The organism is Paenarthrobacter sp. 4246 (assembly GCF_040546855.1).
Taxonomy (GTDB): domain Bacteria; phylum Actinomycetota; class Actinomycetes; order Actinomycetales; family Micrococcaceae; genus Arthrobacter.
Map to the genome: position 1 here is coordinate 245309 of NZ_JBEPOP010000006.1, position 21116 is coordinate 266424.

The following is a 21116-nucleotide window of genomic DNA, read 5'->3' on the forward strand; positions in this document are numbered from 1 at the left end:
AAAGAAACCCCCGGAAGGTTGCCTTCCGGGGGTTTTGCAGTGTTCGGGCCGTTCGGGCCTACGCTCCCGGGCGGGGTGCGAACATGATGACGCCCACGCCCACTATGCAGATTGCAGCCCCGACCACGTCCCACCGATCAGGGCGGAAGCCGTCCACCAGCATTCCCCAGGCCAGCGAGCCCGCGATGAAGACGCCCCCGTAGGCGGCCAGGACCCTGCCGAAGTGCGCGTCGGGCTGAAACGCTGCGAAGAAGCCGTAGATGCCCAGTGCCGCGACGCCGAGGCCGGCCCACCACCAGGCCTTGTCCTCACGGACGGCCTGCCAGATCAGCCACGCACCGCCGATCTCTGCAACGGCGGCCAGGACGAAGAGAACGATGGACTTCAGGGCGGTCATTGCTCCAGTATTCCCTGCTGGCTGTCCGGCTTATCCACATACGCCAAGTGACCGGTTCCGGCGACGGATCCGCTCGAATAGCTTTGGGTGCAGGAGATGCACTAAGATATTGAAGTCTGTGTTGCGCCCTCCTTCCGAGTCTTCGGCGGGGGAGCGGGTACACGGCATCGCAAATGAACCTCCTGTTACGGAAATACCGTAACCGCTTAGCCCAAAGGAGGTGGGTTCACATATGCGTCCTTACGAATTGATGGTAATCATCGACCCCGAGGTCGAAGAGCGTACCGTAGAGTCGTCGCTTCAGAAGTTCCTCAATGTCATCACCACCGATGGTGGAACCATCGAAAAGGTTGACATCTGGGGCCGTCGCCGTCTGGCGTACGACATCAAGAAGAAGTCCGAAGGTATCTACGCAGTGGTGAACTTCACCGCAGCACCGGCTACCGCCAAGGAACTTGATCGCCAGCTGTCTCTTAACGAGACGATCATGCGCACCAAGATCATCCGTCCTGAAGACCAGAAGGTCGTTGCTGAGTAATCAGCCCCTTCCAGATCTTTATCCCGCAGGAACGAACAAGGAGGCAGTAGATGGCAGGCGAAACCACTATTACGGTCATCGGTAATCTCACCAATGACCCCGAGCTGCGGTTCACCCCGTCTGGCTCAGCAGTAGCGAACTTCACCATCGCTTCTACTCCCCGGACCTTTGACCGCCAGTCCAATGAGTGGAAGGACGGGGAAACCCTGTTCCTCCGCGCATCTGTATGGCGCGAAGCAGCCGAGAACGTGGCCGAGTCCCTCACAAAGGGCATGCGCGTCATCGTTTCCGGCCGTTTGAAGAGCCGTTCCTACGAAACAAAAGAAGGCGAAAAGCGCACCGTTATCGAGCTTGAGGTCGACGAAATCGGCCCCAGCCTGCGTTACGCAAACGCCAAGGTCAACCGTACCCAGCGCTCCGGCGGTGGGCAGGGCGGCTTCGGTGGCGGTAACGCTGGTAATTCCGGTGGCTTTGGAGGTGGCGCTCCTGGTGGAAACCAGGGCGGCGGCAACTCCGGTGGAACCTGGGGCGGCAACCAGCCCGCACAGCAGCAGGATGACCCTTGGGCTACGCCCGGTGTCAGCAACGCTGGCGGCTGGGGCAACGGCCCGGATTCCGAACCTCCCTTCTAAACAAAACATAAACGTCCGACGCCGGACGCTCACCCGGACTGCCGCGAGGCACCTTGGTGGCAACCGCCGTCGAACACCACCATCCCGTGGATCAATATCCACGGGCTCCATAGAAAAGGAGCTCCACGATGGCTAAGGCTGAACTCCGTAAGCCCAAACCAAAGTCCAACCCCTTGAAGGCCGCTGACATCACCGTCATCGACTACAAGGACGTAGCACTGCTGCGCAAGTTCATCTCCGACCGCGGAAAGATCCGTGCTCGTCGCGTTACTGGCGTTACCGTTCAGGAACAGCGCAAGATCGCCCAGGCAATCAAGAACGCCCGCGAAGTTGCTCTGCTGCCTTACTCCGGCGCTGGCCGCGGCTAAGGGAAGGGATTAACTAACATGGCAAAGCTCATTCTGACCCACGAAGTAACCGGTCTCGGTGCTGCTGGCGACGTTGTGGAGGTCAAGGACGGTTACGCACGTAACTTCCTGCTGCCCCGCGGCTTCGCTCTGACCTGGTCCAAGGGTGGCGAGAAGCAGGTTGAGTCCATCAAGGCTGCCCGCGCCGCTCGTGCGCACGCTTCTGTTGAAGCTGCACAGGCCCAGGCCCAGGCTCTGTCCTCCAAGAAGGTCAAGCTCGAGGTGAAGGCCGGCGAGTCCGGTCGTCTCTTCGGCACGGTCAAGCCTGCTGACGTCGCTGCTGCTGTTGAGGCCGCTGGCCTCGGCGCCATCGACAAGCGCAACGTTGAACTGCCGAACCACATCAAGTCTGTCGGTTCGTACACGGCCAACGTTCGCCTGCACGAGGACGTTTCCGCTGTCATCGACCTCGAGGTCGTTGCAAGCAAGTAGTCTCTGACTGCATCCAAGGCCCCCATCACCGGATTCCGGTGGTGGGGGTCTTTTTTTACGGGGGAATCAGGGAGTGTGGAACTCCTCCATCACGTGCTTGTACCCGGTGCGGATCATCTCGGCCAGGGTGTCCCGGTCCACGTCGTCCAGTTTGTTCACATACAGGCACGCGGCACTGGTCTTGTGCTTTCCGAGTTCCGGAAGCAGCCGGTCTGCGTCGGGACCTTCGGTGAGGCCGTAGAGCACCAGGCTGCTCTTGCGCGGTGAAAATCCGACGGCGGCGGCGTCGCCTTCGCGGCCGCTGTCGTACTTGTAGTGATAGCTGCCGAAGCCAACGATCGACGGCCCCCACATGACGGCTTCCTTGCCGGTGATGTCACGCATCATCTCCAGCAGTTCGAAGCCGTCCGCACGCCGGGTCGGGTGTTCCACGGCGGCCAGGAATTCTTCCACGGACACGTCCGTGGGCTGGGTCTTGTTCTCTGCCATAGGGGTAGTTTTGCAGACCCGGGGCACGTGCGTCAGCAAAACCGGCCAGCAACCGGTGATAGCCTGCAGCGGTGACTTCAGAAGCCCTGCGCAGCCGCCCGTTCCACCAGGTGGACGTCTTCTCCGACCAGCCTTACCGAGGCAACCCGCTTGCCGTGGTGGTCGATGCCGAAGGCCTCAGCACAGGCACAATGCAGCACTTCGCCAACTGGACCAACCTTTCCGAGACCACGTTTCTCCTGCCGCCCACGGACCCACTGGCGGATTACAAGGTGCGGATCTTCACAGGCAGCGAGGAGTTCCCCTTCGCAGGGCATCCGACGCTGGGTTCAGCGCACACCTGGCTTCAGGCCGGGGGAGTGCCCAAGGCTGACGGCGTCCTGGTCCAGGAGTGCGGCGCCGGTTTGGTGAGGGTGAAGCACGACGCCGGGCGGTTGGCTTTCGCCGCGCCGCCGCTGACGCGCTTTGGCCCGGTTGATGACAGTATCAGGGTCCAGCTCGCGGCCGGCCTGCGTCTTCCGGACGAAGCTCTGTTGGACGCCTCATGGCTGGTCAACGGACCCACATGGATCGGCGTGCTCCTCGGTTCCGCGGAACAAGTTTTGGCCATCGAACCGGATTTCGCTGCCATGGGTGACCTCAAGGTCGGTGTGATCGGACCGCATCAACCGGGTACCGGCGTCGACTTTGAAGTCCGTACGTTCATTCCTGGCGACGCCATGGTGGAAGACCCGGTCACGGGCAGTTTCAATGCCGGCGCGGCGCAGTGGTTGATCGGCAGTGGCCGGGCGCCTGAGGAGTACATTGCAGCCCAGGGCACCGTGCTGGGCAGGGCGGGCAGGGTCCATATCAAAGCGGAGGACGGCGTGATTTGGGTGGGTGGAGCGGCGGCCACGTGCATCAAAGGAACGGTGCTGCTCTAAAGGCTTCCCAAGGCACTGCCCGTACCGCTGTCACGTGCGCTTGGGCCTCGACAGCACTACCACCAGGAAAATCCCTGCACTGAACATGGCCTGCACCAACAGGACGGTCGATGGGACGTACCCCAGATAGAGTGCCACGAGCAGCGGGATGGTCGCCAAAATGGTCACGTCCAGCCCGCGCAGCAGGGAGCCCAGCTGCGCACGGGGAACAGGGCCGAACGGAGTCTCAACCGGCGGAGCGGTCCAGTCCGGCGGCGTTCTGGTGGCCGCGCGGAGAGTTCCCGCGCCCATGCCCACGCCGGCCAGGGCACCGACCAGCATCAACCACGGATCCGCTGCACCGAGGAGAACCAACAGCCCACTGAGCACCGCCATCCACAGGGACATGGCGAGGCAAGGCATGAGCGCGCGACTGGTCCTGACCAGTGCCGGATGCAGTGGAAGCACGGCGTCGAGCTCAGGAACCAGGGCGGTCTTCCGGGCCACGGTTCCCATCCCGGAAGCCGTGGCACACCCCGCGATCACGATGACCGCCAGCTGCACGAACTCAGGCAGCCCGCCTTCCACCGAAAGCATGGCGATGCAGGCAACAAGCCACAGGAGGGGTGGCATCAGCGGGGGATTGAGTCTGAGGAAGGCAACTGCATCAGCGCGGATCAGCGCCCTGAGGGGGCCGTGCGTGTGCCGGGCGTAAAAGCGGGCCGCCCTGCCGCCGTCGACCCGTTGGCGGCCGCCACTTAAGGCGCGCAGCACCTCATTGGCGTCCATCATGAACAGCGAAGCCCCGGCATGACCGGCCACGGCTCCGCCGCGAACCAGCTCTTCACCCCGCACGCGTCCGGACCGCGGCACAACCAGCGCCAGTAGTCCGACGGCGGCAAGGCCCACCAGCGCTGTTGGCCACGGAGACCACGACAGCGCGGGAAGGAACGAGCACCCAAAAGTCGCCGCCGCAGTGGTCGCCTTACCCAGCCGGGGTCCCAGTAGGCCGAGCTGTTGCACGGCCGCCAGAACCACCGCAATGGCGCCGGCACCGCCAAAAGTGAGTGCAGCGAACACGTGGTCAACGGGGGCGCGGTCAATGGCGGTCACCATGCCGAAGGGAAGGTAGATGATGGCCGAACCGGCTGCGGTGAGCGCGACTTTGCCGAGGAACGGCGGCAGGACCATGGGGCGGCGATCCACCGGTAGAGTCAGCCACCAGGTGCTCTCCGCCCCACTCACTGCCATGGGTCCGAACTTGCGTGCCAGGTTGCTGATGACCAGAAGGACCGCGAAGGTCACGGACGTCCACAACACGGGTTCCGGCAGGACCAGCCATTGCTCGCCAATGATGCTGCCGGTGGTGGAAGCGCGGTCCGCGATTTCGTTGCGCAGCGCGAGAACGAACGAGGCTGCGATGGTCAGGGACACACCGATGCCAAGGCCCCAACTGTAGGCATCGACGAACCTGTCGCCCCACGAGATCCGACTGCGTTTGTAGCGTCGGGCGGACTTGCGGGTAAACCGGACGATGTCAGCAGCCAGCTCCCTGTTCCGGCCGGACGGATCGAGGGTGAGCATGTCAGGAACCGGCAATGATCGAGGCCCCCTGTACCGGATCGAATTCCTGGACTTCCTCGTCAATAACCAAACACGTGGAGGCGGTGGCGAGCAGGAGCTGCGGATCATGGGTTACCAGAACCACTGCGCCACCATCTTCGGCGTGGGCGGCGATGCGCTCACCGAGGGCCACCCGCATCCGCGGATCGAGCCGTTGTTCCGGCTCATCAAGGATCAGGAGGGACGACGGGCGGATCAGCCCTGCTGCCAGCAGCAGCCGACGCCGCTGCCCTGAAGAGAGGGCGTCAGGGATGGCGTGCGACCTGCCCTGGAGCCCGAAGAAATCCAGCTCTTCCTCAACGCTCGCTTCGGGGTTGTCCAGTGAATGGCCGCGGGCGATGAGGAGGAGGTGTTCCCGAACTGTGAGGGACGGGAAGAAGAGGTCGTCGTCAAACACTGCGGAAACTTGCCGGCGGAAGGGAACGGCGTCAGGGTCGATGAGGAGGCCGTGGACTTTCACGTCGCCGGCCAAGGACGCCTGACGTCCGGCCAGAGTGCGGGCTACCGTGGACTTCCCGGCGCCGTTGACGCCCACGATTCCCAAGACTTCACCCGTGTCCACGGATGCAGAAACTTCCCCGCACACCGGAGCCCCGGCATACCCAACCAGCAAGCCGTCGGCTTCCAAAACTGTCCCCATGATGCAACCCTACCGGCGGGATTGGCGCGACCTTGCCGGAGCGTTTAGCGTGAGTCTTATGTCCGCATCCGATGCTTCCGTGAAGGCCAACGGCAACCCTTTGCTTGTCCTGGGCAAGATCACGTCCATCCTGGATGCTTTCTCGTTGTCCAAGCCGGTGCTGCAGTTGGCCGACATCCGCGAATCCACCGGCATGCCTACGTCGACAGTGCAGCGACTGGTCACGAACCTCACGTCGCAGGGCTTCCTGGACCGGGAAGGCGATGCGTACCGCATCGGCATGCGGATGGCCTACTGGGCAGCGCCGGCAACCCGCGGTATGGACGTGGTGGATATCCTGGGTCCGCTGCTCAAGTCCCTTCGGGACACCACCGGCGAGACTGCGTGCTTCTTCAAAGCGGAACAGCACTACCGGGTCTGCGTGGCCATGGCTGAAACGCATCACGCACTCCGCCGGGAGATGCACTTGGGAAAGATTGTGCCGCTTCACGCAGGGTCGGCAGGCAGGGTGCTCCTGGCTTGGTCGCCGGAATTGATGGAAGCCGTGCTGCGGGATCCGTTGGAGTCCATCACGGACCACACCATCACCAGCTCCGAGGAGCTCGAAGCGGCGGTAAAGAAGACCCACGCTGACGGGTTCGCCATCACTGTGGGTGAGCGGGAAGACGGCGCATCAGGGCTATCCGCGCCGGTTTTCGATTCGGCCGCCGGCCTGGTGGGTGCCGTCACTATCAGCGGGCCAACCCTTCGGATGCCGCGGGAGACATGCGAGGCTTGGGTGGAGCCCTTGCTGGCTACCGCTGAGCACATGACCAGGCTGATCGGTGGACGTTTCCCCGGCGAAAGCTGATTAATCAACGTGAGGGAGAATGACGATGGCTGGGAAACACTCCACAGTGGACGCCTACATTGCTGCCCAGCCTGAGGCCACCCAGCTGATCCTCAAGGAGATCCGCAGGAGCATTCACGCAGCAGTTCCCGATGCCGGCGAGATGATCAGCTATGACATTCCTACAGTCACCATCGACGGGCACTATGTGGTGTATTTCGCTGCTTGGGCACACCACATTTCGGTGTATCCGGTCCCTCGGGGAGACGAAGCGTTGAATAACGAGTTGGAGCAGTATCTGTCCGGGAAAGGAACCTTGAAGTTTCCTTTATCCAAGCCAATCCCGTACCAACTGATCAGCAGGGTTGCTGGCCAACTCGCGGCGGAAAGACGACGGAAACACTGATGCGTGATTTTGAGACTTTGGTGGCGGAGGCCGGGGAAGCGGACGTGAACGGCTGGGGATTCGCCTGGCTGGACGGGCGGGCAACCGAAGAACGTCCGCCGTGGGGATATGCGAAGTTGCTGGCGGGCCGCCTTGCCGCTGTCCGGAGTGCCTTGGACCTGGACACTGGTGGTGGCGAGGTGCTCTCAGAGGCCACCCAGTTTCCTGAACTGATGGCTGCCACCGAGGGCTGGCCGCCCAACGCCCAGCGCGCCCGTGGGTTACTGGGGCCACGCGGAGTAGACATCCTGGAGACGACAGCCGGTTCCGGCCTGCCTTTCCCTGACAGTTCCTTCGAGCTCGTGACCGCACGCCACCCGGTCAGGCCCGACTGGAAAGAAATTCACCGCGTCCTGATTCCCGGTGGCTGCTATTTCGCCCAGCATGTGGGACCGGCGTCGGCCTTTGAACTGATTGAACACTTTCTGGGGCCTTTATCGGAACAGCGTAAGGGGCGGGACCCCCAGGCCGAGGCAGCGGCTGCCGAAGCCTCCGGCCTCACCATCACGGACCTCCGCACCGCCCGGTGCCGGATGGAGTTCTTCGACGTGGGCGCCGTGGTGTGGATCCTGCGCAAATGTGTGTGGTGGGTTCCCGATTTTTCAGCAGAACGCTATCTGGGCAGACTGAGGGAAATGGATGAGCAGATGAGGTCCGGGCGCCCGTTCGTTGCCCACTCAACACGGCATCTGATGGAGGCCCGGAAAGAGCGTAAGCAGCCGGCCCATGCAGCAATGCCTTAGGGGAATCAGAGCAGTGAACGCGCCTCAAGATCTTCCATGGCCCACGTGAGGATCTTCAGGTCAAAGGGATCCCGCTCCTGGATGCCAAAGAGGTAGGCGTCGAAATCCCATGGCCTGGCGTTCCCGCCGTTGGCCCAATACCAAGCCCATAAATCGTCCAGGGTGATCTCATGCTCCATGACCAGTGATCGGGCCGTCTGGCGTGAGTCTTCCATGAACCTTTCCCGACTCCTGACACAGCACTAAACTGCATCAGGCTGATTGAGGTGGATCCTGCTTCTTAACGTGCATTTTCATGCTTGCACGTTCAGGGCTCATCCGAAACCCCAGCGGCTTTGCGAATACTATGGGAACTTCCGAGGGAAACTACCGCCTGAAGAGGGACCTCGCAATGAATCAGGAGCACACTGTGGATTCTGCCCGGACCTTTGAGTCGATCGTCATCATTTTCAACCCCAACAGCACGGGGGATGCGCCTGAGTTGGCGCAGCAGTTGCATGACCGGCTGAAGGAGCTCCTCTCCTACCAGCCTGAGATCATCCTCCAGCCCACCGAGCACGCCGGACACGCCGTCGATCTGGCGAGGGAAGCGGCCGGCAGGGGCGGAGACGTCCTGGTGGTGTCCGTCAGCGGCGATGGCGGCTACAACGAGGTGGTTAATGGTGTGATGCAGGCCGGGAACCCCAGGGCTGTCTGTGCAGTCAGGGCTGCCGGAAACGCCAACGACCATAGCAGGATCATGGCGACGAAACCGTTGGAAGAAGCCATCGCGGAAGGCCATGTTCACAACATTGACCTTCTCCGCATCCATACGGGCCAAAAAGAGAATGAGCCCCTCGAATACGCGCATTCCTACATCGGATTCGGCTTGACCCCGGTGGTGGCCACTGAACTCGAAAAGGGCAGTAAAGGTGCCCTGACGGAAATGGTCACCGTGATCCAGACGTTTTCCAAGTTCGAGCCCTTTGGTATTCGCACGGCTGACGGGAAGCGCCGGAAGTTCGACAGCCTCGTCTTCGCCAACATCAATGAAATGGCCAAGTACGCCACGCTCAGTGAAGCGGCAAACCACCCGTCCGACGGGAAATTCGAGGTCATCACTTTCCCGCACATGCCCAAGTGGCGCGTTCTCCTGACTGCGCTCAAGGCCACCACGCAGGGCTTGGGTGACCAACCGAGCATGAGCAAGTACGAATTCACCACGCTCAAGCCGCTGCCGTATCAAATGGATGGCGAGGTGAAGAGCGTTGAAGCGAACGTCAAGGTCACAGTGGAGTGCGCTCCCCGCGCCCTGGCCACTCTCGGCTAGGCGCGCTTAGCCCGCAGTGGCGCAGGCGGCGGTGACGAAGTCGTAGATCCGGCCGCGGAGCTCGTTCGACGCTGCGATCTTCACCGACCCCTGCCGTTCTCCCACTGTGATCCTTAATGGCAGGAGTGTCCCCACCTTGTCCTCGGCGACAGCATGTGGGTCGCAGCGCGCAGGTCTGATGCGCAAGGCCAAATCGCGTATGGAGTCACCGGGTGCGATGGTGACGTTCCGAGGCCAGGGATCAGAGGGAGCCTCCGCCAGAAGAGTCGTTCCGTCGATCGATTCAATGGTGAGGGTATTCGCCGATCCACCCGGCGTGGCTGGCGTAATGACAAGGCGCACGACGGCGGTGCGACCGTCCGCTGCCACCTCAAGTGCGGGGTCCAGGACTATGGCGGCGACGGCGGCGACTTCTGTTGCGAGGCACAGCTCGCCGGCGTTTCTGGTCAGGACGTCGAAGGGATCGGAAGCGTCGGTGATCCCCTCCGCGGGTTCTTTGCCCGGTGCTGCGTAAGTGATCCTGGCGTTGAGTTCCGGTGACGCATCCCCTGATGTTTCGCAGGCGGCCGCGGGCAGGATTGCGGGAAGGCTTTTTGGCTGACGGGGTGGCAACTCCAGGCCGCCTTCCGACGGCTCCCAGGAAATGTCATCGGCAAATAGCGTGGACCGCAGCCGGGCGGCGGTCACCGTCAGGGGAGCGTCCGTGGTGTTGGTGAGCTGCAGCAGGATGGCCTGCTTGCCATATTGGTCCCGGGACTGGTTGACCTCAACGGCGATAGGCCCTGAGCTTCCGCTGGAGGGATCCGAAACGGAGCCGCCGTCACCGGTTCCGCCGGAGTCGCACGCGGCCAAAAGGGGCATAGTCACAGCGATGGCCATACCCACAACAAAAGGAGGCCACCGTCGGCTCATCATGCGATCAGTGTAGGGGCGCCGGCAAGCAGCGCGGTACCCGCGCATGACACCGCCGGGTTAACGCTGAGCTGACGCTTTCGCGGCCCTACCTCAGCGAGTCGTACATCAAAGCCCCGCATAGCGGGGGCTTGGCGGCGGTACGATGTGGCTCACGCAGACTCCGCAGTCCTGTCCCTGAAATCTACAACGAAAAGGTGACGTCGATGTCATTCCAGGCTTATCTCGATGCCATTGAAGACAAGACCGGCCTCACTCCGAGGAAATTGGTTGAAATCGCCGAATCCAAGGGCTTCAGTGACCCTTCGGTGAAGGCCGGGACCATCCTTGAATGGCTCAAAGCCGACTACGAACTTGGGCGCGGCCATGGAATGGCGCTGGTGCACGTCATTAAGAAGGGCCCACAGATCGACAGCAAGCACGTGGGCTCGGACGGCACGCACCGGGACGAGTCGGACATGCTCTGGCTGGACGGCAAGGCCAGCAAGCCACAGCCGTGACTGGGAGCGGCCTATGGCGGGCAATCAATAAGCATGCTTAGCTTAAGCTCATTGCCTTGGCCGCATCTGCTGAGAAAGGGTCCACATGTCCACCGTCACGCAGTTGTTCAGGTCCCCCGCCGCCGACGTCTGGGAAGTCATTGAGGACGGGTGGCTCTATTCCGGCTGGGTGGTGGGTGCTTCACGGATCCGCGCCGTCGACGACCAGTGGCCGCAGGTGGGTTCCAAGCTGCATCATTCCGTGGGGTCGTGGCCCTTTCTGATCGATGACAGCAGCAGGGTCACAGCTGTGGAACCTGGCAGAAAGCTGGAAATCCTCGCCAAGGGCTGGCCTCTGGGCGAAGCCAGAATCCTGATCACCTTGGAAGACCTTGGCGGTTCCCAGTGCCGGGTGTCCATCGCAGAAGATGCAGTCCGCGGCCCGGGGAAACTGATACCCAAGGCGTTGCGGGACCCCGTGATAGCAGTGCGGAACCGCGAGACGCTCAAGCGTCTGGAACTTATGGCTGCGGGCGGAGCGGGCAAGAAGGGCTAGGAGGCAGGCCTGACCCAATCAAAGGCCTCAGCCTTGGAGCGTGCGCCCTGGGCTGCCTTGGAGCGGTTCGGTTCACCCAACGCGGCCAGCAGTTTCTCCGAAAGCATCACAAGTTCCCCGAAGACACCCGGACTCAGCCATTCAGGGCGGGTTGCAAAAAGAATGTCTTCGCTGGACGTATTGCCGCTTGCGCCGGGTGCGAAAGGGCAGCCGCCCAGTCCACCAAGGGCGCCGTCCACCATGGCGGCTCCGGCCTCAATGGCGGCGAGCGTATTCGCTACACCCAAGCCCCAAGTGTCGTGGCCGTGATAAACGACCCTGCGCGCAGGGGACTCGTCCCGGACCCGGGTGATGAGCCGGGAGACCTGCGCGGGCACGGCTTGCCCCAAGGTGTCGCAGATGACGATGTCCGTGGTGCCTTCCGCCCGGGGATCATTGGCGATGGAGAGAACGCGCTCCTCGGGAACATAACCCTCGAACGGGCAGGTGAAGGAGGTGGCAATGCACAGTTGGATCCGGCCAGCCACCGCTCGCACGTACTCAACGGCTTCGGGAAGGGCGGCCAAGCTCTCATCGGTGGTCCGCCCAATGTTGGCCTTGTTGTGCGAATCCGAGGCCGACAAGCAGTACTGGAAGTTCCGCGCTCCGGCGGCTGATGCTTTGGCGACGTGGCCGGGGGTGGCAACCCAGATCCAGCACTTCTCCAATTCCTCGGGGGTAAGGGCTTGAACCACGTCAAGTGTGTTGGCCATGGTGGGGACCAGGTCTGCGCGGGCCATGGACCCCAGCTCAATGGCCGGCACTCCAAGCCGCAGCAGTTCCCGCACCGTCTCGATCTTCTGTTCGGTGGGGAGGAGCTTGCCGGTGAGTTGTAGTCCGTCGCGCAGCGTGACGTCCCGAAGGATGACATTGCCCAGCGTGGTGGCCAGGGGGCTTTCGAAGCGGCTCATGGTCGGAAGGCCTCCTCGCGGCCGGAAGCCGCATTGATCTGCGCGGCATCCATTTTCAGGAGTCCGCCAAGGATTTCCTGCGTATTTTCGCCCAAGTCCGGGCCGAGGTTCCTGATGGGCAGGGACTGGTCCCCGATCACTGGAACAATGCCCGGGAAGCCCACCCGTGGAAGGATTTCCTCGCCGGTGGACACGTCGAACTTCTGGATCATGTTGCGGGCCGCGTACTGGGTGTCCGTGCTGATGTCCGCGGCGGTATAGATCGGTCCAGCCGGAACTCCTGCGGCCTCAAGGGCGGCCAGCGCCTGGGCACCTGAAAGCGTAGCTGCCCACTCGCCGATGGCCTGGTCAAGCTCCTCTCGCTGGGCCCAGCGCCCGGCATTTGTTTGCAGCGAAGGGTCTTCGGCGAGATCGGGGCGCCCGATGGTCTGCATGTATCGCTGATAAATGGAGTCACCGTTGCCTGCCACCACAATGCTCGCACCGTCCTTGCATACGTACGCGTTGGAGGGAGCGATGCCCTCCATCCGGCCGCCCACGCGCTGCCGGTCCACGCCGTAAGCCTGGTAGTCAGGGATCAGCGATTCCATCATCGAGAACATTGCCTCGTTCAGCGCAACGTCGATGATGCGCTCGGTGAGCGGAACGGCGCCGGCCGAGTCCCGGCGTCGTGCTTCACGCTGGTACAGGCTCATCATGGAGCCGAAGGCGGCGTACAGGCCCGCGATTGAGTCGCCGATGGAGACGCCAACGCGAACGGGAGCGCGATCCGGGTCGCCCACCAGGTTGCGGAACCCGCCGTAGGCTTCGGCGACGGCGGCAAAACCGGGCCGCTCAGACAGCGGCCCCGTCTGCCCGAAGGCGGAGATGCGGGTGACGATGAGGTCGGGGTTCACTTCGTTGAGGACCTCCGGTCCCAGACCCCACTTTTCCAGCGTCCCGGGCCGGAAGTTCTCCAGGAGGATGTCGCACTTGGCCACCAGCTCCAGCACTGCCTGCTTGCCCGCCTTGGTGCGGAGATCCAGGACCACGGACTTCTTGTTGCGGTTCAGCGTGCGGTACAGCATGGACGTGGTGCCCTTGTGCAGGCGCCAGTTGCGCAGTTCGTCGCCTGTGCCGGGCCGCTCCACCTTGATGACCTCGGCTCCGAAGTCGGCCAGCAGCCTGCCGGCCGTGGGTGCGGCGATGTAGTTGCCGAGTTCCAGGACCCGGACGCCGTCCAGTGGGGCGATGGTGTGGTGTGTCATGGGCTTCTTTCGTGCGGGCGCGGGACTGTGTTGCGGGGCCTGGCAGAATAGCCGGCCCATGGCCTGGATCCCGGCGCGAGGGCTCCATTACCTATCCCATATTATGGGCTGCAACTCATAATGAAAGTCTTTTGCTCAAATAGACTGAGCCGGTGTACTTCACTATCAGGCCCGCCCGCCCGGCCGATGTACAGGTCATCCTCGCCACGGACATCGCAGCTGGGCGGACATCGTCCAGTGACGCTGAGCGATTCGCTGCGGGCATCGGCGCCGCGGTCGCGGACCCCGCCCGTCTCGTCGTGGTGGCCGAAGCGCATGATGACGCCAACGCGGAAGGTGGGTCCGGCGTCGTCGGTTGGGCCAAAACGCATCACTGGGACTATGCGGACGGCCCCGCGCCGGCCGGGCAATACCTGGGTGGCGTCACCGTGCGGCCTGAATTCCGGCGCAGGGGCCTGGCGGCTCAGCTGACTGAGGCCCGTCTCCACTGGATGTGGGAGCGGGCGGAGTTCGCTTGGTATGTGGTCAATGCGGGCAACGAGGCGTCGCTGGCGTTGCACCGAAGATGGGGCTTTCGGGAGGTCGCGCGTGGCGCCCGTTTTCACACCGTAGCGTTCGACGGCGGCGAAGGAGTGCTGCTGTCAGCGGCACGGCCGCAGGGCTGACGTCAGCAAACGCCGCGGCTGCCTTAGCATAGTCCACAGGTGCGCCGACCGGGGGAGTGTGTGATGGGACCGTTGGAATCGATCCAAAGAAGCGCGGACAAGAGCCAATCAGCAGGCGCGGGGCCACGTTCGCGGCCTCCGAGAGCACGGTCGTTGCGGCTTAAGAAGCTGGACGTTGCGATTCTTCTGGTCCTGATCGTCCTTCTGGCGCTGTCCGCTACCCCGTGGCCATCCGCGATGCTGATCCGCAGTGTTTTTGAGCGTGGGGCGCAGGCGACCATTGACGAGATGACCCCTTACGTGCCGGATGCGCCACTGCAAACCCAGGCCGGCGTGGTGTACAAGCCCGGGTCCACTTTTGATGTTTTCAGCCCTGAGGGGACCACCGCGCCGCTGCCGACAGTGGTGTGGATTCATGGGGGTGCCTGGATTTCCGGGGCGCAGCGCGACGTGAATCCGTATCTCCAGATCATCGCCGCCGAGGGTTACACCACCATCGGCATGAGCTATCCGATCGCCCCCGAAGCCACCTATCCCACTGCCGTGCGTGACATTAACGACGCCCTTGCCTACATCAAGGCCCATGCGGCCGAACTGAACGTGGACACCAGCCGTATTGTGCTCGCCGGTGACTCTGCCGGGGCCCAGCTTGCCAGCCAGATGACCACGCTCACCGTAAACCCCGAGTACGCCAATCTGATGGGGATCCAGCCCGCCCTCCAGAAGTCGGAGTTGGCCGCCACCATCCTGCATTGCGGTGTGTATGATCTCCGGGCCATGGCTGACCTCAGTGGCATCGTAGCTTGGGGATTCAAGACCTCCCTTTGGGCCTACACGGGCACTAAGGACTGGTCCGCTACCTACGCCGGGGCGACCATGTCCACCATCGACTTTGTCACCGACGACTTTCCTCCGACGTTCATCAGCGGCGGCAATGGTGACGGGCTCACCTGGCTCCAATCCGTGCCCTACAGTAACCGCCTGAAGGATGCCGGCGTTCCGGTGACCGAGCTGTTCTGGCCCGCCACCCATGAGCCGGAGCTGCCGCATGAGTACCAGTTCCACCTGAACTTCGATGAGGCGAGGGAGGCGCGGGACAAGACGTTCGCCTTCCTGTCCACCCACGCCACGCGGCGCTGATCGTCCGGTTTCCTGGGAAAGTTCAAAGTATCTCCATGATGGAACTATTATTGGAGTATGACCCCCTCCCTTGAAGTCCCACCCGTCACACGCAGGCCGGTGCTCTTCTGGGCCTCTGTCGTGTGTGTTGCCGCCTTGGTCCTGGCGCCCCTGTGGATGTTGCTCGGGAATCCCGCTGTCCTGCGCGGACACCCGTTGCTGCCCGCGCTGTTGGTGACTGCCGTCGTCGTCGGACTTCTTTGGGCTGTTCTGCTGTGGCGCCGCCGCCGCGCGTCCCGCAAGCGTTCGGCGCTAAGGGTTGCAGGCGCGTGGGCCGGGCGCGTGGCTGTGCTGGCCCTGGTGGGCATGCTGGCTTGGCTGAATCCCTTCGCCTACCAAGAGGGCGCCGTAGCGGCCGGATCGTCTCCCAAGGCCCCGGTGGTTGAAGAGCCGACGGCGATTGTCATGAGGCCCGAAGGAGCGCCGCCCAGCAAGGGGCTCGTCTTCTACCCCGGTGCCCGCGTAGAGGCGCGGGCGTATGCGGACATCCTCAGGCCCGCAGTGGATGCCGGGGTCCTGGTGGTGATCCTCAAGACACCCCTCAATCTCAGCTTGTTGGACGGAAACCAGGCCCGTGGCGCCATGGAGGCCCATCCGGAAATTTCCACGTGGACTGTTGGGGGTCATTCGCTGGGCGGGGTCAGTGCGAGTTCATTTGCCCTGTCCAACCAGGACGTGGACGGCCTGCTGCTGTACGCCTCCTACCCGCTGGATTCCATGCGGGACCGCACAGGGCTGAAGATCCTGTCCATCTCGGGATCCGAAGACGGATTCAGTACGCCTGGGAAGATCAACGCGTCCCGTGAGCTGCTGCCCCGTGATGCCGCCTTTGTGGAGGTCCGGGGTGGTAACCATGCGTTCTTCGGGGATTACGGGCCGCAGCCCGGCGACGGCGAACCCACCGTGGGCCGCGACGTTGCCCAGGAGCGGATCGCGGCGGCCACGACCGCGTTCCTGGCGGGGATCGACGGCGGCTAAGGCCTTCCGGGAATAGTTCCAGGCCTGCGCCCGTTCATTGATTTAGATGCAAATGCATGTAAGCTGGATGAACAAGTAACAGGAGAATGCCATGGAAACCCGCCGCATCACCGTCCTTTCCGCCGGACTCGGTGTCCCGTCGTCGAGCCGCCTGCTGGCCGATCAGCTGGCCGCATCCGCCGAGCGACAGTTGCGGGCTGCAGGGTACGACGTGAAGATCGACACCGTTGAACTGCGTGACCTTGCCGTGGATATCGCCAACAACTTCGTCACCGGCTATGCCGCGCCGCGCCTCGCTGAGGTGATTGCCGGCGTCGATGATTCCGACGCCATCATCGCCGTCAGTCCCGTCTTCAGCGCTTCCTACAGTGGTTTGTTCAAATCGTTCATCGATGTGCTGGACCCGAAGTCGCTGGATGGCAAGGCTGTTCTGCTGGGCGCCACAGGAGGCACCGACCGCCACCAGATGGTCCTCGATTACGCCATGCGCCCACTGTTCACCTACCTGCGCACCAGGATCGCCGCTACGGGCGTGTTCGCGGGGCCCCAGGACTGGGGAAACACCGACGACGGCGGCTCGCCCCTTTCGTCGCGAGTGGACCGCGCTGCGGGGGAACTCGTGCAGTTGCTCAGCGGTCCCCAGCCGAACCGCAAGCCCGACGCCCTTGAATCACTGCCGTTCGAACAGCTGTTGGCAGGTATTTCAGCGGGTCGGTAGTCCGCTTTCAGGAGAGTGGAAATACCCGCTCTGCCACGCCTGCGTCTTCTGTGCCTGGGGGTTGGTGGTTGCGGACCACGGAGGATAGACGCGGAACCCGCGCTTCCCGCCTCTTCCATTGAGGGAACTGATGCCGTGAGTGACCAAGGCGGACCGGGGAAAGACGAAGTGACCGGTGTTCTCCGCTTCCCGGACGGAGATCACCAAAGTGTCGGCGTCGTTGGCTTCCGGGTGGTCCGCCGGGAACGGTTCCGTACCTCCGGCAGCTGACCGACGCCACACCGCGACGAAGAGACCCACCTTGGTCGGCGTAACCTTGCCCACCCGGAAACGGATCACTGCGGGCCCACAGGTGGACGTTGCGGCGCCGTACTCAGTGTTGTCCGACTCGGGAACGGGGAGGGAGCACGTCTTCCCCAGGAGGTTCATCAGCCGGTGCGCTTGAAGGACATCAGGATGAACCATCAGATCAGTATGCACGTGGTGCTGGGCCCTTGGTGAATCCCACCCTTTGGTTGGCCCGAACTTTTTCACGTGGTTGATCGTTGGGGCAACCATGAAGTGTCCTGTGGATTCCATTGACCTGGTGATGAGCGAACGAAGCGGCGTGGAGATTGACTACTGCCCCCAATGCAGGGGTGTGTGGTTGGACCGTGGGGAGCTGGACAAGATCATTGATCGCGTCGCAGCAGAAACCATCCCTGCCCCCTCCCGGCCGGCGGCTGCGCCGTCCCAGCCCCCCGTCGCGCCGCCACCCCTCTACAATCCGTTTGACTCCCGTCCGCAGCAGCCGCGGTATGACGACAGGGACAGGCGCGACTACGACCGGCGTGATGGCGATCGGCGCGAAGGCTACGATCGCGATGGGTACGGCCGTAAACGCAAGAAAAAAGAAGGCTTCCTCGGAGACCTCTTCGACTTCTAGGTTTTCCTAGTCGTCCAACAGCTCAATAAACTCGCGGGCTTGTTTGATGGTGATGTCTGAGTGGCGCGTCAACGCTATGGCGGCGCCCTCAACATCTCCACTTTTGGCGAGCGTCCGGATTCGTCCGTAGATCTCATCGTTGAGCATGTTGCTGCTCACTTCCCGCGTCACCTCGCCTTTGCTGACGATCGCCCTGTAGCGGTAGGGAAAGCGCTCGGGCTCATCATCGTCCTCAGCCAGCAGGTCCTTGGCGGCTGGCTCCGGGGTGAAAGGCTGCGGGTGGGCCGCCAAGGCGCCTACCGCTTCACGCGAGGCACGCAGGCCTTCGCCAGTGGCCTGTAAGTAAAGCTTGATCGCTGCCATGCCCTGTCCTCGGGCGATCAGGGAGTAGAGCTGGCGGTGCTGCTCCTGGTTGAGCTTGGCGGCAGATTCCCTGGCCAGCTCGACGGGATCCTTCGGGGCGTTCGCGGCAGCGACGCCCGCTGTGGTTTCAGCTGAACGCTTGGTGAAAGAGCGAATGAGCAGGAGCACGCCCGCAATGACCGCAATGAGGATCAGGAGCGGGATGAGGATGGAATCCATGGCGTTGTCAGAGCCGATCTACGTAGTTCTTGGCGGTAAGCAGGTCCGAGTGGGTGGCTTGGCGCAGAACCTTGATGGCCTCGATTTTCTTCCCGCTGCGGACCAGGTTTTGGAGCTCGAGCGCCAGCTGTGGGTTCAGTTGGCCATTGGGAAGGACGGCAGGCTGGTGTCCGGTCTGGCCGGCAGCGTGTGAACGGGCGGCCTGGGCCTGAATAGCGGACCTGGTGTTCTCCGCCTGTTCCCGGTGGCTTGCCTCATTCTGGCTCGGCTTGGTGGTGGCTTCAATCCGGGCGCGCAGGGCCAGCGCCTCCTGCACTTGGGACGCTTGGTGCGCAGCCGAACGGGCTGCCAGTTCACGTTGATACCTCTCCGCGTCCGAGACGCCGGTATCACGCGGTTTGAAGGCCGCCGTGAGTGCCCACAACAGGCCAACGAGGACTAGAAGCGGAAGGGCAAGCGTCAACACGTCACCAAAGTTCATCCCCATGCTTAGAGCTTATGCCAGAACTTGGTTATCCACAGCACATTCCACTTCCGGCATAGGCTTCTGAGATGGTGGTGTCAAATTTAGGGCCGGTTTGTAAGATGCATCACATTTGCGGCATGTTTGGGGTGCTTTCCGCCCTTCATGAGGCTCAGAGTGGCAGAGCGTCTGTGGATGAAATTGCGCCGAATCTTTCTTTAGTCCACAGCTTGTGATGACTGTTTCCGCAGGTCAGACGCTATTTTCCTGTAAAAGAATTTCTCTATCCACAGGGTAACGCACAGTCTGTGCACAACGAGGGGCTGGTATTCCACAGGTTTTCCACAGGGGGTGTCAGGCGCCTGCTGTAACGTGTCTGGAGTGTCCATTTTGGATGCGAATATCTCTTGTTGAGTTCCCCGGACGCTGCTCCAACCACCATTGGCAGCGGGCCTGGGGAATCGGCTGTGGATAACTTGTGGATACGGAATGCTATTTTGTCGGCCCTGCCTGACATCGTCAGAGGCACCGGGCGGACTTCGTCACCACACACTGCGCTTTACGGGCCGCCGGGGAGTAGATCTCTGCAGCGGTACACAAATGGAGGACGGCTTTGTCAGTTACGCACTTGGACTCAATCGAGGGCACACGCGCTTCGGACTCGAGCCGGAAACCTCCCCAGGACATCCCTGCAGAACAGTCGGTACTTGGCGGCATGATGCTGTCCAAGGATGCGATCGCGGATGTCGTCGAGATCGTCCGTGGGCATGATTTCTACCGTCCGGCCCACGAGACCATCTATGAGTCCATCATTGACCTCTACGGTCGTGGCGAGCCAGCCGACGCCGTCACCGTCTCGGATGAACTGACCAAGCGCGGGGAGATTAACAGGATCGGCGGTCCTGCCTACCTCCACGAGCTCATCCAGACCGTGCCCACCGCGGCAAACGCCGGCTACTACGCCGAGATTGTTGCCGAGCGTGCTGTCCTTCGCCGCCTTGTTAACGCCGGCACCAAGATCGTCCAGATGGGCTACGGCCAGGACGGCGAAGTGGAAGACCTGGTCAACCAGGCCCAGGCCGAGGTCTACGCGGTGGCGGAAAAGCGCACTGCAGAGGACTACGTGGCGTTGAAGGACGTCATGGAATCCACCGTGGACGAGATCGAAGCTTCCGGTCACCGCGGCGAAGGCATGACCGGTGTTCCCACTGGCTTCTACGAGCTGGACGAACTGACTCACGGGCTCCACCCCGGCCAGATGATCGTCATTGCAGCGCGTCCTGCCGTGGGTAAGTCCACGTTCGCACTGGACTTTGCCCGTTCTGCCGCCATCAAGAACAACCTGGCTACAGTCATGTTCTCCTTGGAAATGGGCCGGAACGAGATCGCCATGCGTCTTCTGTCCGCAGAGGCCACTATTGGTCTGCAAGACCTCCGTAAGGGCACCATCAAGGACGAGCAATGGTCCAAGATCGCCACCACCATGGGTCGCATGAACGATGCTCCGCTGTTCATCGATGACAGCCCCAACATGTCCCTGATGGAGATCCGGGCCAAGTGCCGCCGCCTGAAGCAGCAGCACGACCTCAAACTGGTGATTCTCGACTACCTCCAGCTCATGAGCTCCGGCAAAAAGGTGGAATCCCGCCAGCAGGAAGTTTCCGAGTTCTCGCGTGCGCTTAAGCTGCTTGCCAAGGAGCTCCAGGTTCCCGTCATCGCCCTGTCACAGCTGAACCGTGGTTCCGAGCAGCGCCAGGACAAGCGCCCCATGGTGTCCGACCTCCGTGAATCCGGCTCCATCGAGCAGGACGCGGACATGGTCATCCTGTTGCACCGTGAAGATGTCTACGACAAAGAATCGCCCCGCGCCGGCGAAGCGGACATCCTCATTGCCAAGCACCGTAACGGTCCCACCAAGGACATCGTTGTTGCTTTCCAGGGCCACTACTCGCGTTTTGCCAATATGGCAGGCGATGCAGGCGCTGGCGGCGGCGGCTTCTAGCCGCCACTACATGGTCCGGGGCGACCAATGAGGGCCAGTAGTCTAAGTGGAGTCCGTGACAGCGGGCGCATCAC

General features: G+C 62.5%; 28 protein-coding genes. 17 read left to right on the plus strand and 11 right to left on the minus strand.

The window, feature by feature from the left end:
• Positions 1 to 58 precede the first annotated feature (58 nt).
• Entirely contained in the window at positions 59 to 397 is a 339-nt protein-coding gene (locus ABIE35_RS13350) for a YnfA family protein (RefSeq protein WP_354515565.1), read from the minus strand.
• A gap of 232 nt (positions 398 to 629) precedes the next feature.
• Between ABIE35_RS13350 and rpsF the strand changes: the two genes are divergently transcribed.
• The 4 genes from rpsF to rplI all read left to right on the plus strand — a co-directional run bounded on the left by rpsF (position 630) and on the right by rplI (position 2406).
• On the plus strand, positions 630 to 935 hold the full coding sequence (gene rpsF / locus ABIE35_RS13355; protein WP_011776755.1) for a 30S ribosomal protein S6: 306 nt from the start codon (positions 630 to 632) through the stop codon (positions 933 to 935).
• A gap of 50 nt (positions 936 to 985) precedes the next feature.
• A complete protein-coding gene (locus tag ABIE35_RS13360) occupies positions 986 to 1567 on the plus strand; it encodes a single-stranded DNA-binding protein (protein ID WP_011776754.1) in 582 nt (193 codons plus the stop codon).
• Positions 1568 to 1695: 128 nt separating this feature from the next.
• On the plus strand, positions 1696 to 1935 hold the full coding sequence (gene rpsR, locus ABIE35_RS13365) for a 30S ribosomal protein S18 (RefSeq protein WP_003800144.1): 240 nt from the start codon (positions 1696 to 1698) through the stop codon (positions 1933 to 1935).
• Positions 1936 to 1953: 18 nt separating this feature from the next.
• On the plus strand, positions 1954 to 2406 hold the full coding sequence (gene rplI, locus ABIE35_RS13370) for a 50S ribosomal protein L9 (RefSeq protein ID WP_024818808.1): 453 nt from the start codon (positions 1954 to 1956) through the stop codon (positions 2404 to 2406).
• A 66-nt stretch (positions 2407 to 2472) separates the two neighbouring features.
• Here rplI and ABIE35_RS13375 read toward each other — a convergent pair whose 3' ends face one another.
• Positions 2473 to 2895: a DUF1801 domain-containing protein gene (locus tag ABIE35_RS13375; RefSeq protein WP_089597030.1), complete on the minus strand. Its 423-nt coding sequence runs from the start codon at positions 2893 to 2895 to the stop codon at positions 2473 to 2475.
• A 71-nt stretch (positions 2896 to 2966) separates the two neighbouring features.
• Here ABIE35_RS13375 and ABIE35_RS13380 point away from each other — a divergent pair, with 71 nt between their 5' ends.
• Complete coding sequence (locus ABIE35_RS13380; RefSeq protein ID WP_354515568.1) at positions 2967 to 3818, plus strand: PhzF family phenazine biosynthesis protein; 852 nt, start codon at positions 2967 to 2969, stop codon at positions 3816 to 3818.
• Between the two features lie 30 nt (positions 3819 to 3848).
• Here ABIE35_RS13380 and ABIE35_RS13385 read toward each other — a convergent pair whose 3' ends face one another.
• Positions 3849 to 5381, minus strand: a complete 1533-nt coding sequence (locus ABIE35_RS13385; protein ID WP_354515570.1) for a DUF6297 family protein — start codon at positions 5379 to 5381, stop codon at positions 3849 to 3851.
• Position 5382: 1 nt separating this feature from the next.
• Positions 5383 to 6060, minus strand: coding sequence for an ABC transporter ATP-binding protein (locus ABIE35_RS13390; RefSeq protein ID WP_354515572.1), 678 nt, complete (start codon positions 6058 to 6060; stop codon positions 5383 to 5385).
• Between the two features lie 58 nt (positions 6061 to 6118).
• Here ABIE35_RS13390 and ABIE35_RS13395 point away from each other — a divergent pair, with 58 nt between their 5' ends.
• The 3 genes from ABIE35_RS13395 to ABIE35_RS13405 are packed head-to-tail and all read left to right on the plus strand — an operon-like array spanning position 6119 to position 8077.
• Complete coding sequence (locus tag ABIE35_RS13395; RefSeq protein WP_354515800.1) at positions 6119 to 6910, plus strand: IclR family transcriptional regulator; 792 nt, start codon at positions 6119 to 6121, stop codon at positions 6908 to 6910.
• Between the two features lie 25 nt (positions 6911 to 6935).
• A complete protein-coding gene (locus ABIE35_RS13400) occupies positions 6936 to 7295 on the plus strand; it encodes an iron chaperone (protein WP_354515574.1) in 360 nt (119 codons plus the stop codon).
• Positions 7295 to 8077 carry a methyltransferase domain-containing protein gene (locus tag ABIE35_RS13405; protein ID WP_354515575.1) on the plus strand — a complete coding sequence of 261 codons (783 nt, stop codon included), beginning with the start codon at positions 7295 to 7297 and terminating at the stop codon, positions 8075 to 8077. The genes ABIE35_RS13400 and ABIE35_RS13405 overlap by 1 nt, the downstream gene beginning before the upstream one ends.
• Before the next feature lie 5 nt (positions 8078 to 8082).
• Here the strand turns inward: ABIE35_RS13405 and ABIE35_RS13410 are convergent, their stop codons facing one another.
• Entirely contained in the window at positions 8083 to 8292 is a 210-nt protein-coding gene (locus ABIE35_RS13410; RefSeq protein ID WP_089597024.1) for a hypothetical protein, read from the minus strand.
• A 176-nt stretch (positions 8293 to 8468) separates the two neighbouring features.
• Here ABIE35_RS13410 and ABIE35_RS13415 point away from each other — a divergent pair, with 176 nt between their 5' ends.
• Positions 8469 to 9386 carry a diacylglycerol/lipid kinase family protein gene (locus tag ABIE35_RS13415; protein ID WP_400389136.1) on the plus strand — a complete coding sequence of 306 codons (918 nt, stop codon included), beginning with the start codon at positions 8469 to 8471 and terminating at the stop codon, positions 9384 to 9386.
• A 6-nt stretch (positions 9387 to 9392) separates the two neighbouring features.
• Here ABIE35_RS13415 and ABIE35_RS13420 read toward each other — a convergent pair whose 3' ends face one another.
• The gene (locus ABIE35_RS13420; protein WP_354515577.1) at positions 9393 to 10301 is read right to left on the minus strand and encodes a hypothetical protein; all 909 of its coding nucleotides are present in this window, start codon (positions 10299 to 10301) and stop codon (positions 9393 to 9395) included.
• Between the two features lie 203 nt (positions 10302 to 10504).
• On the opposite strand from ABIE35_RS13420, the gene ABIE35_RS13425 reads away from it, so the two are divergent.
• Both ABIE35_RS13425 and ABIE35_RS13430 read left to right on the plus strand, forming a co-directional pair.
• Positions 10505 to 10798 (plus strand): DUF4287 domain-containing protein, encoded by a 294-nt coding sequence (locus ABIE35_RS13425; protein ID WP_354515579.1) that lies wholly within the window; start codon positions 10505 to 10507, stop codon positions 10796 to 10798.
• Between the two features lie 85 nt (positions 10799 to 10883).
• Positions 10884 to 11333, plus strand: coding sequence for an SRPBCC family protein (locus ABIE35_RS13430; protein ID WP_354515580.1), 450 nt, complete (start codon positions 10884 to 10886; stop codon positions 11331 to 11333).
• On the opposite strand, the gene ABIE35_RS13435 is transcribed toward ABIE35_RS13430, so the two are convergent.
• Positions 11330 to 12283, minus strand: coding sequence for a hydroxymethylglutaryl-CoA lyase-like TIM-barrel protein (locus ABIE35_RS13435; protein ID WP_354515582.1), 954 nt, complete (start codon positions 12281 to 12283; stop codon positions 11330 to 11332). The genes ABIE35_RS13430 and ABIE35_RS13435 overlap by 4 nt on opposite strands.
• Complete coding sequence (locus ABIE35_RS13440; protein ID WP_354515584.1) at positions 12280 to 13530, minus strand: CaiB/BaiF CoA transferase family protein; 1251 nt, start codon at positions 13528 to 13530, stop codon at positions 12280 to 12282. The genes ABIE35_RS13435 and ABIE35_RS13440 overlap by 4 nt, the downstream gene beginning before the upstream one ends.
• Before the next feature lie 152 nt (positions 13531 to 13682).
• Between ABIE35_RS13440 and ABIE35_RS13445 the strand changes: the two genes are divergently transcribed.
• From ABIE35_RS13445 to ABIE35_RS13460, 4 genes are all read left to right on the plus strand, one after another.
• Positions 13683 to 14195, plus strand: coding sequence for a GNAT family N-acetyltransferase (locus ABIE35_RS13445; RefSeq protein WP_354515585.1), 513 nt, complete (start codon positions 13683 to 13685; stop codon positions 14193 to 14195).
• A gap of 153 nt (positions 14196 to 14348) precedes the next feature.
• Positions 14349 to 15335, plus strand: a complete 987-nt coding sequence (locus ABIE35_RS13450; protein ID WP_354515586.1) for an alpha/beta hydrolase — start codon at positions 14349 to 14351, stop codon at positions 15333 to 15335.
• A 57-nt stretch (positions 15336 to 15392) separates the two neighbouring features.
• On the plus strand, positions 15393 to 16352 hold the full coding sequence (locus ABIE35_RS13455; protein WP_354515588.1) for an alpha/beta hydrolase: 960 nt from the start codon (positions 15393 to 15395) through the stop codon (positions 16350 to 16352).
• A gap of 91 nt (positions 16353 to 16443) precedes the next feature.
• Entirely contained in the window at positions 16444 to 17070 is a 627-nt protein-coding gene (locus ABIE35_RS13460) for an FMN reductase (RefSeq protein ID WP_354515590.1), read from the plus strand.
• On the opposite strand, the gene ABIE35_RS13465 is transcribed toward ABIE35_RS13460, so the two are convergent.
• Positions 17056 to 17535, minus strand: coding sequence for a MepB family protein (locus tag ABIE35_RS13465; protein WP_354515591.1), 480 nt, complete (start codon positions 17533 to 17535; stop codon positions 17056 to 17058). The two genes, ABIE35_RS13460 and ABIE35_RS13465, sit on opposite strands and share 15 nt — an antisense overlap.
• Before the next feature lie 103 nt (positions 17536 to 17638).
• On the opposite strand from ABIE35_RS13465, the gene ABIE35_RS13470 reads away from it, so the two are divergent.
• Entirely contained in the window at positions 17639 to 17995 is a 357-nt protein-coding gene (locus ABIE35_RS13470; RefSeq protein WP_354515592.1) for a TFIIB-type zinc ribbon-containing protein, read from the plus strand.
• A 6-nt stretch (positions 17996 to 18001) separates the two neighbouring features.
• On the opposite strand, the gene ABIE35_RS13475 is transcribed toward ABIE35_RS13470, so the two are convergent.
• Together ABIE35_RS13475 and ABIE35_RS13480 are read right to left on the minus strand one after the other, a co-directional pair.
• Positions 18002 to 18577: a hypothetical protein gene (locus ABIE35_RS13475; RefSeq protein WP_354515594.1), complete on the minus strand. Its 576-nt coding sequence runs from the start codon at positions 18575 to 18577 to the stop codon at positions 18002 to 18004.
• A gap of 7 nt (positions 18578 to 18584) precedes the next feature.
• A complete protein-coding gene (locus ABIE35_RS13480) occupies positions 18585 to 19058 on the minus strand; it encodes a hypothetical protein (RefSeq protein ID WP_089597012.1) in 474 nt (157 codons plus the stop codon).
• A 595-nt stretch (positions 19059 to 19653) separates the two neighbouring features.
• On the opposite strand from ABIE35_RS13480, the gene dnaB reads away from it, so the two are divergent.
• The gene (gene dnaB / locus ABIE35_RS13485) at positions 19654 to 21042 is read left to right on the plus strand and encodes a replicative DNA helicase (RefSeq protein ID WP_089597011.1); all 1389 of its coding nucleotides are present in this window, start codon (positions 19654 to 19656) and stop codon (positions 21040 to 21042) included.
• Positions 21043 to 21116: the final 74 nt, after the last annotated feature.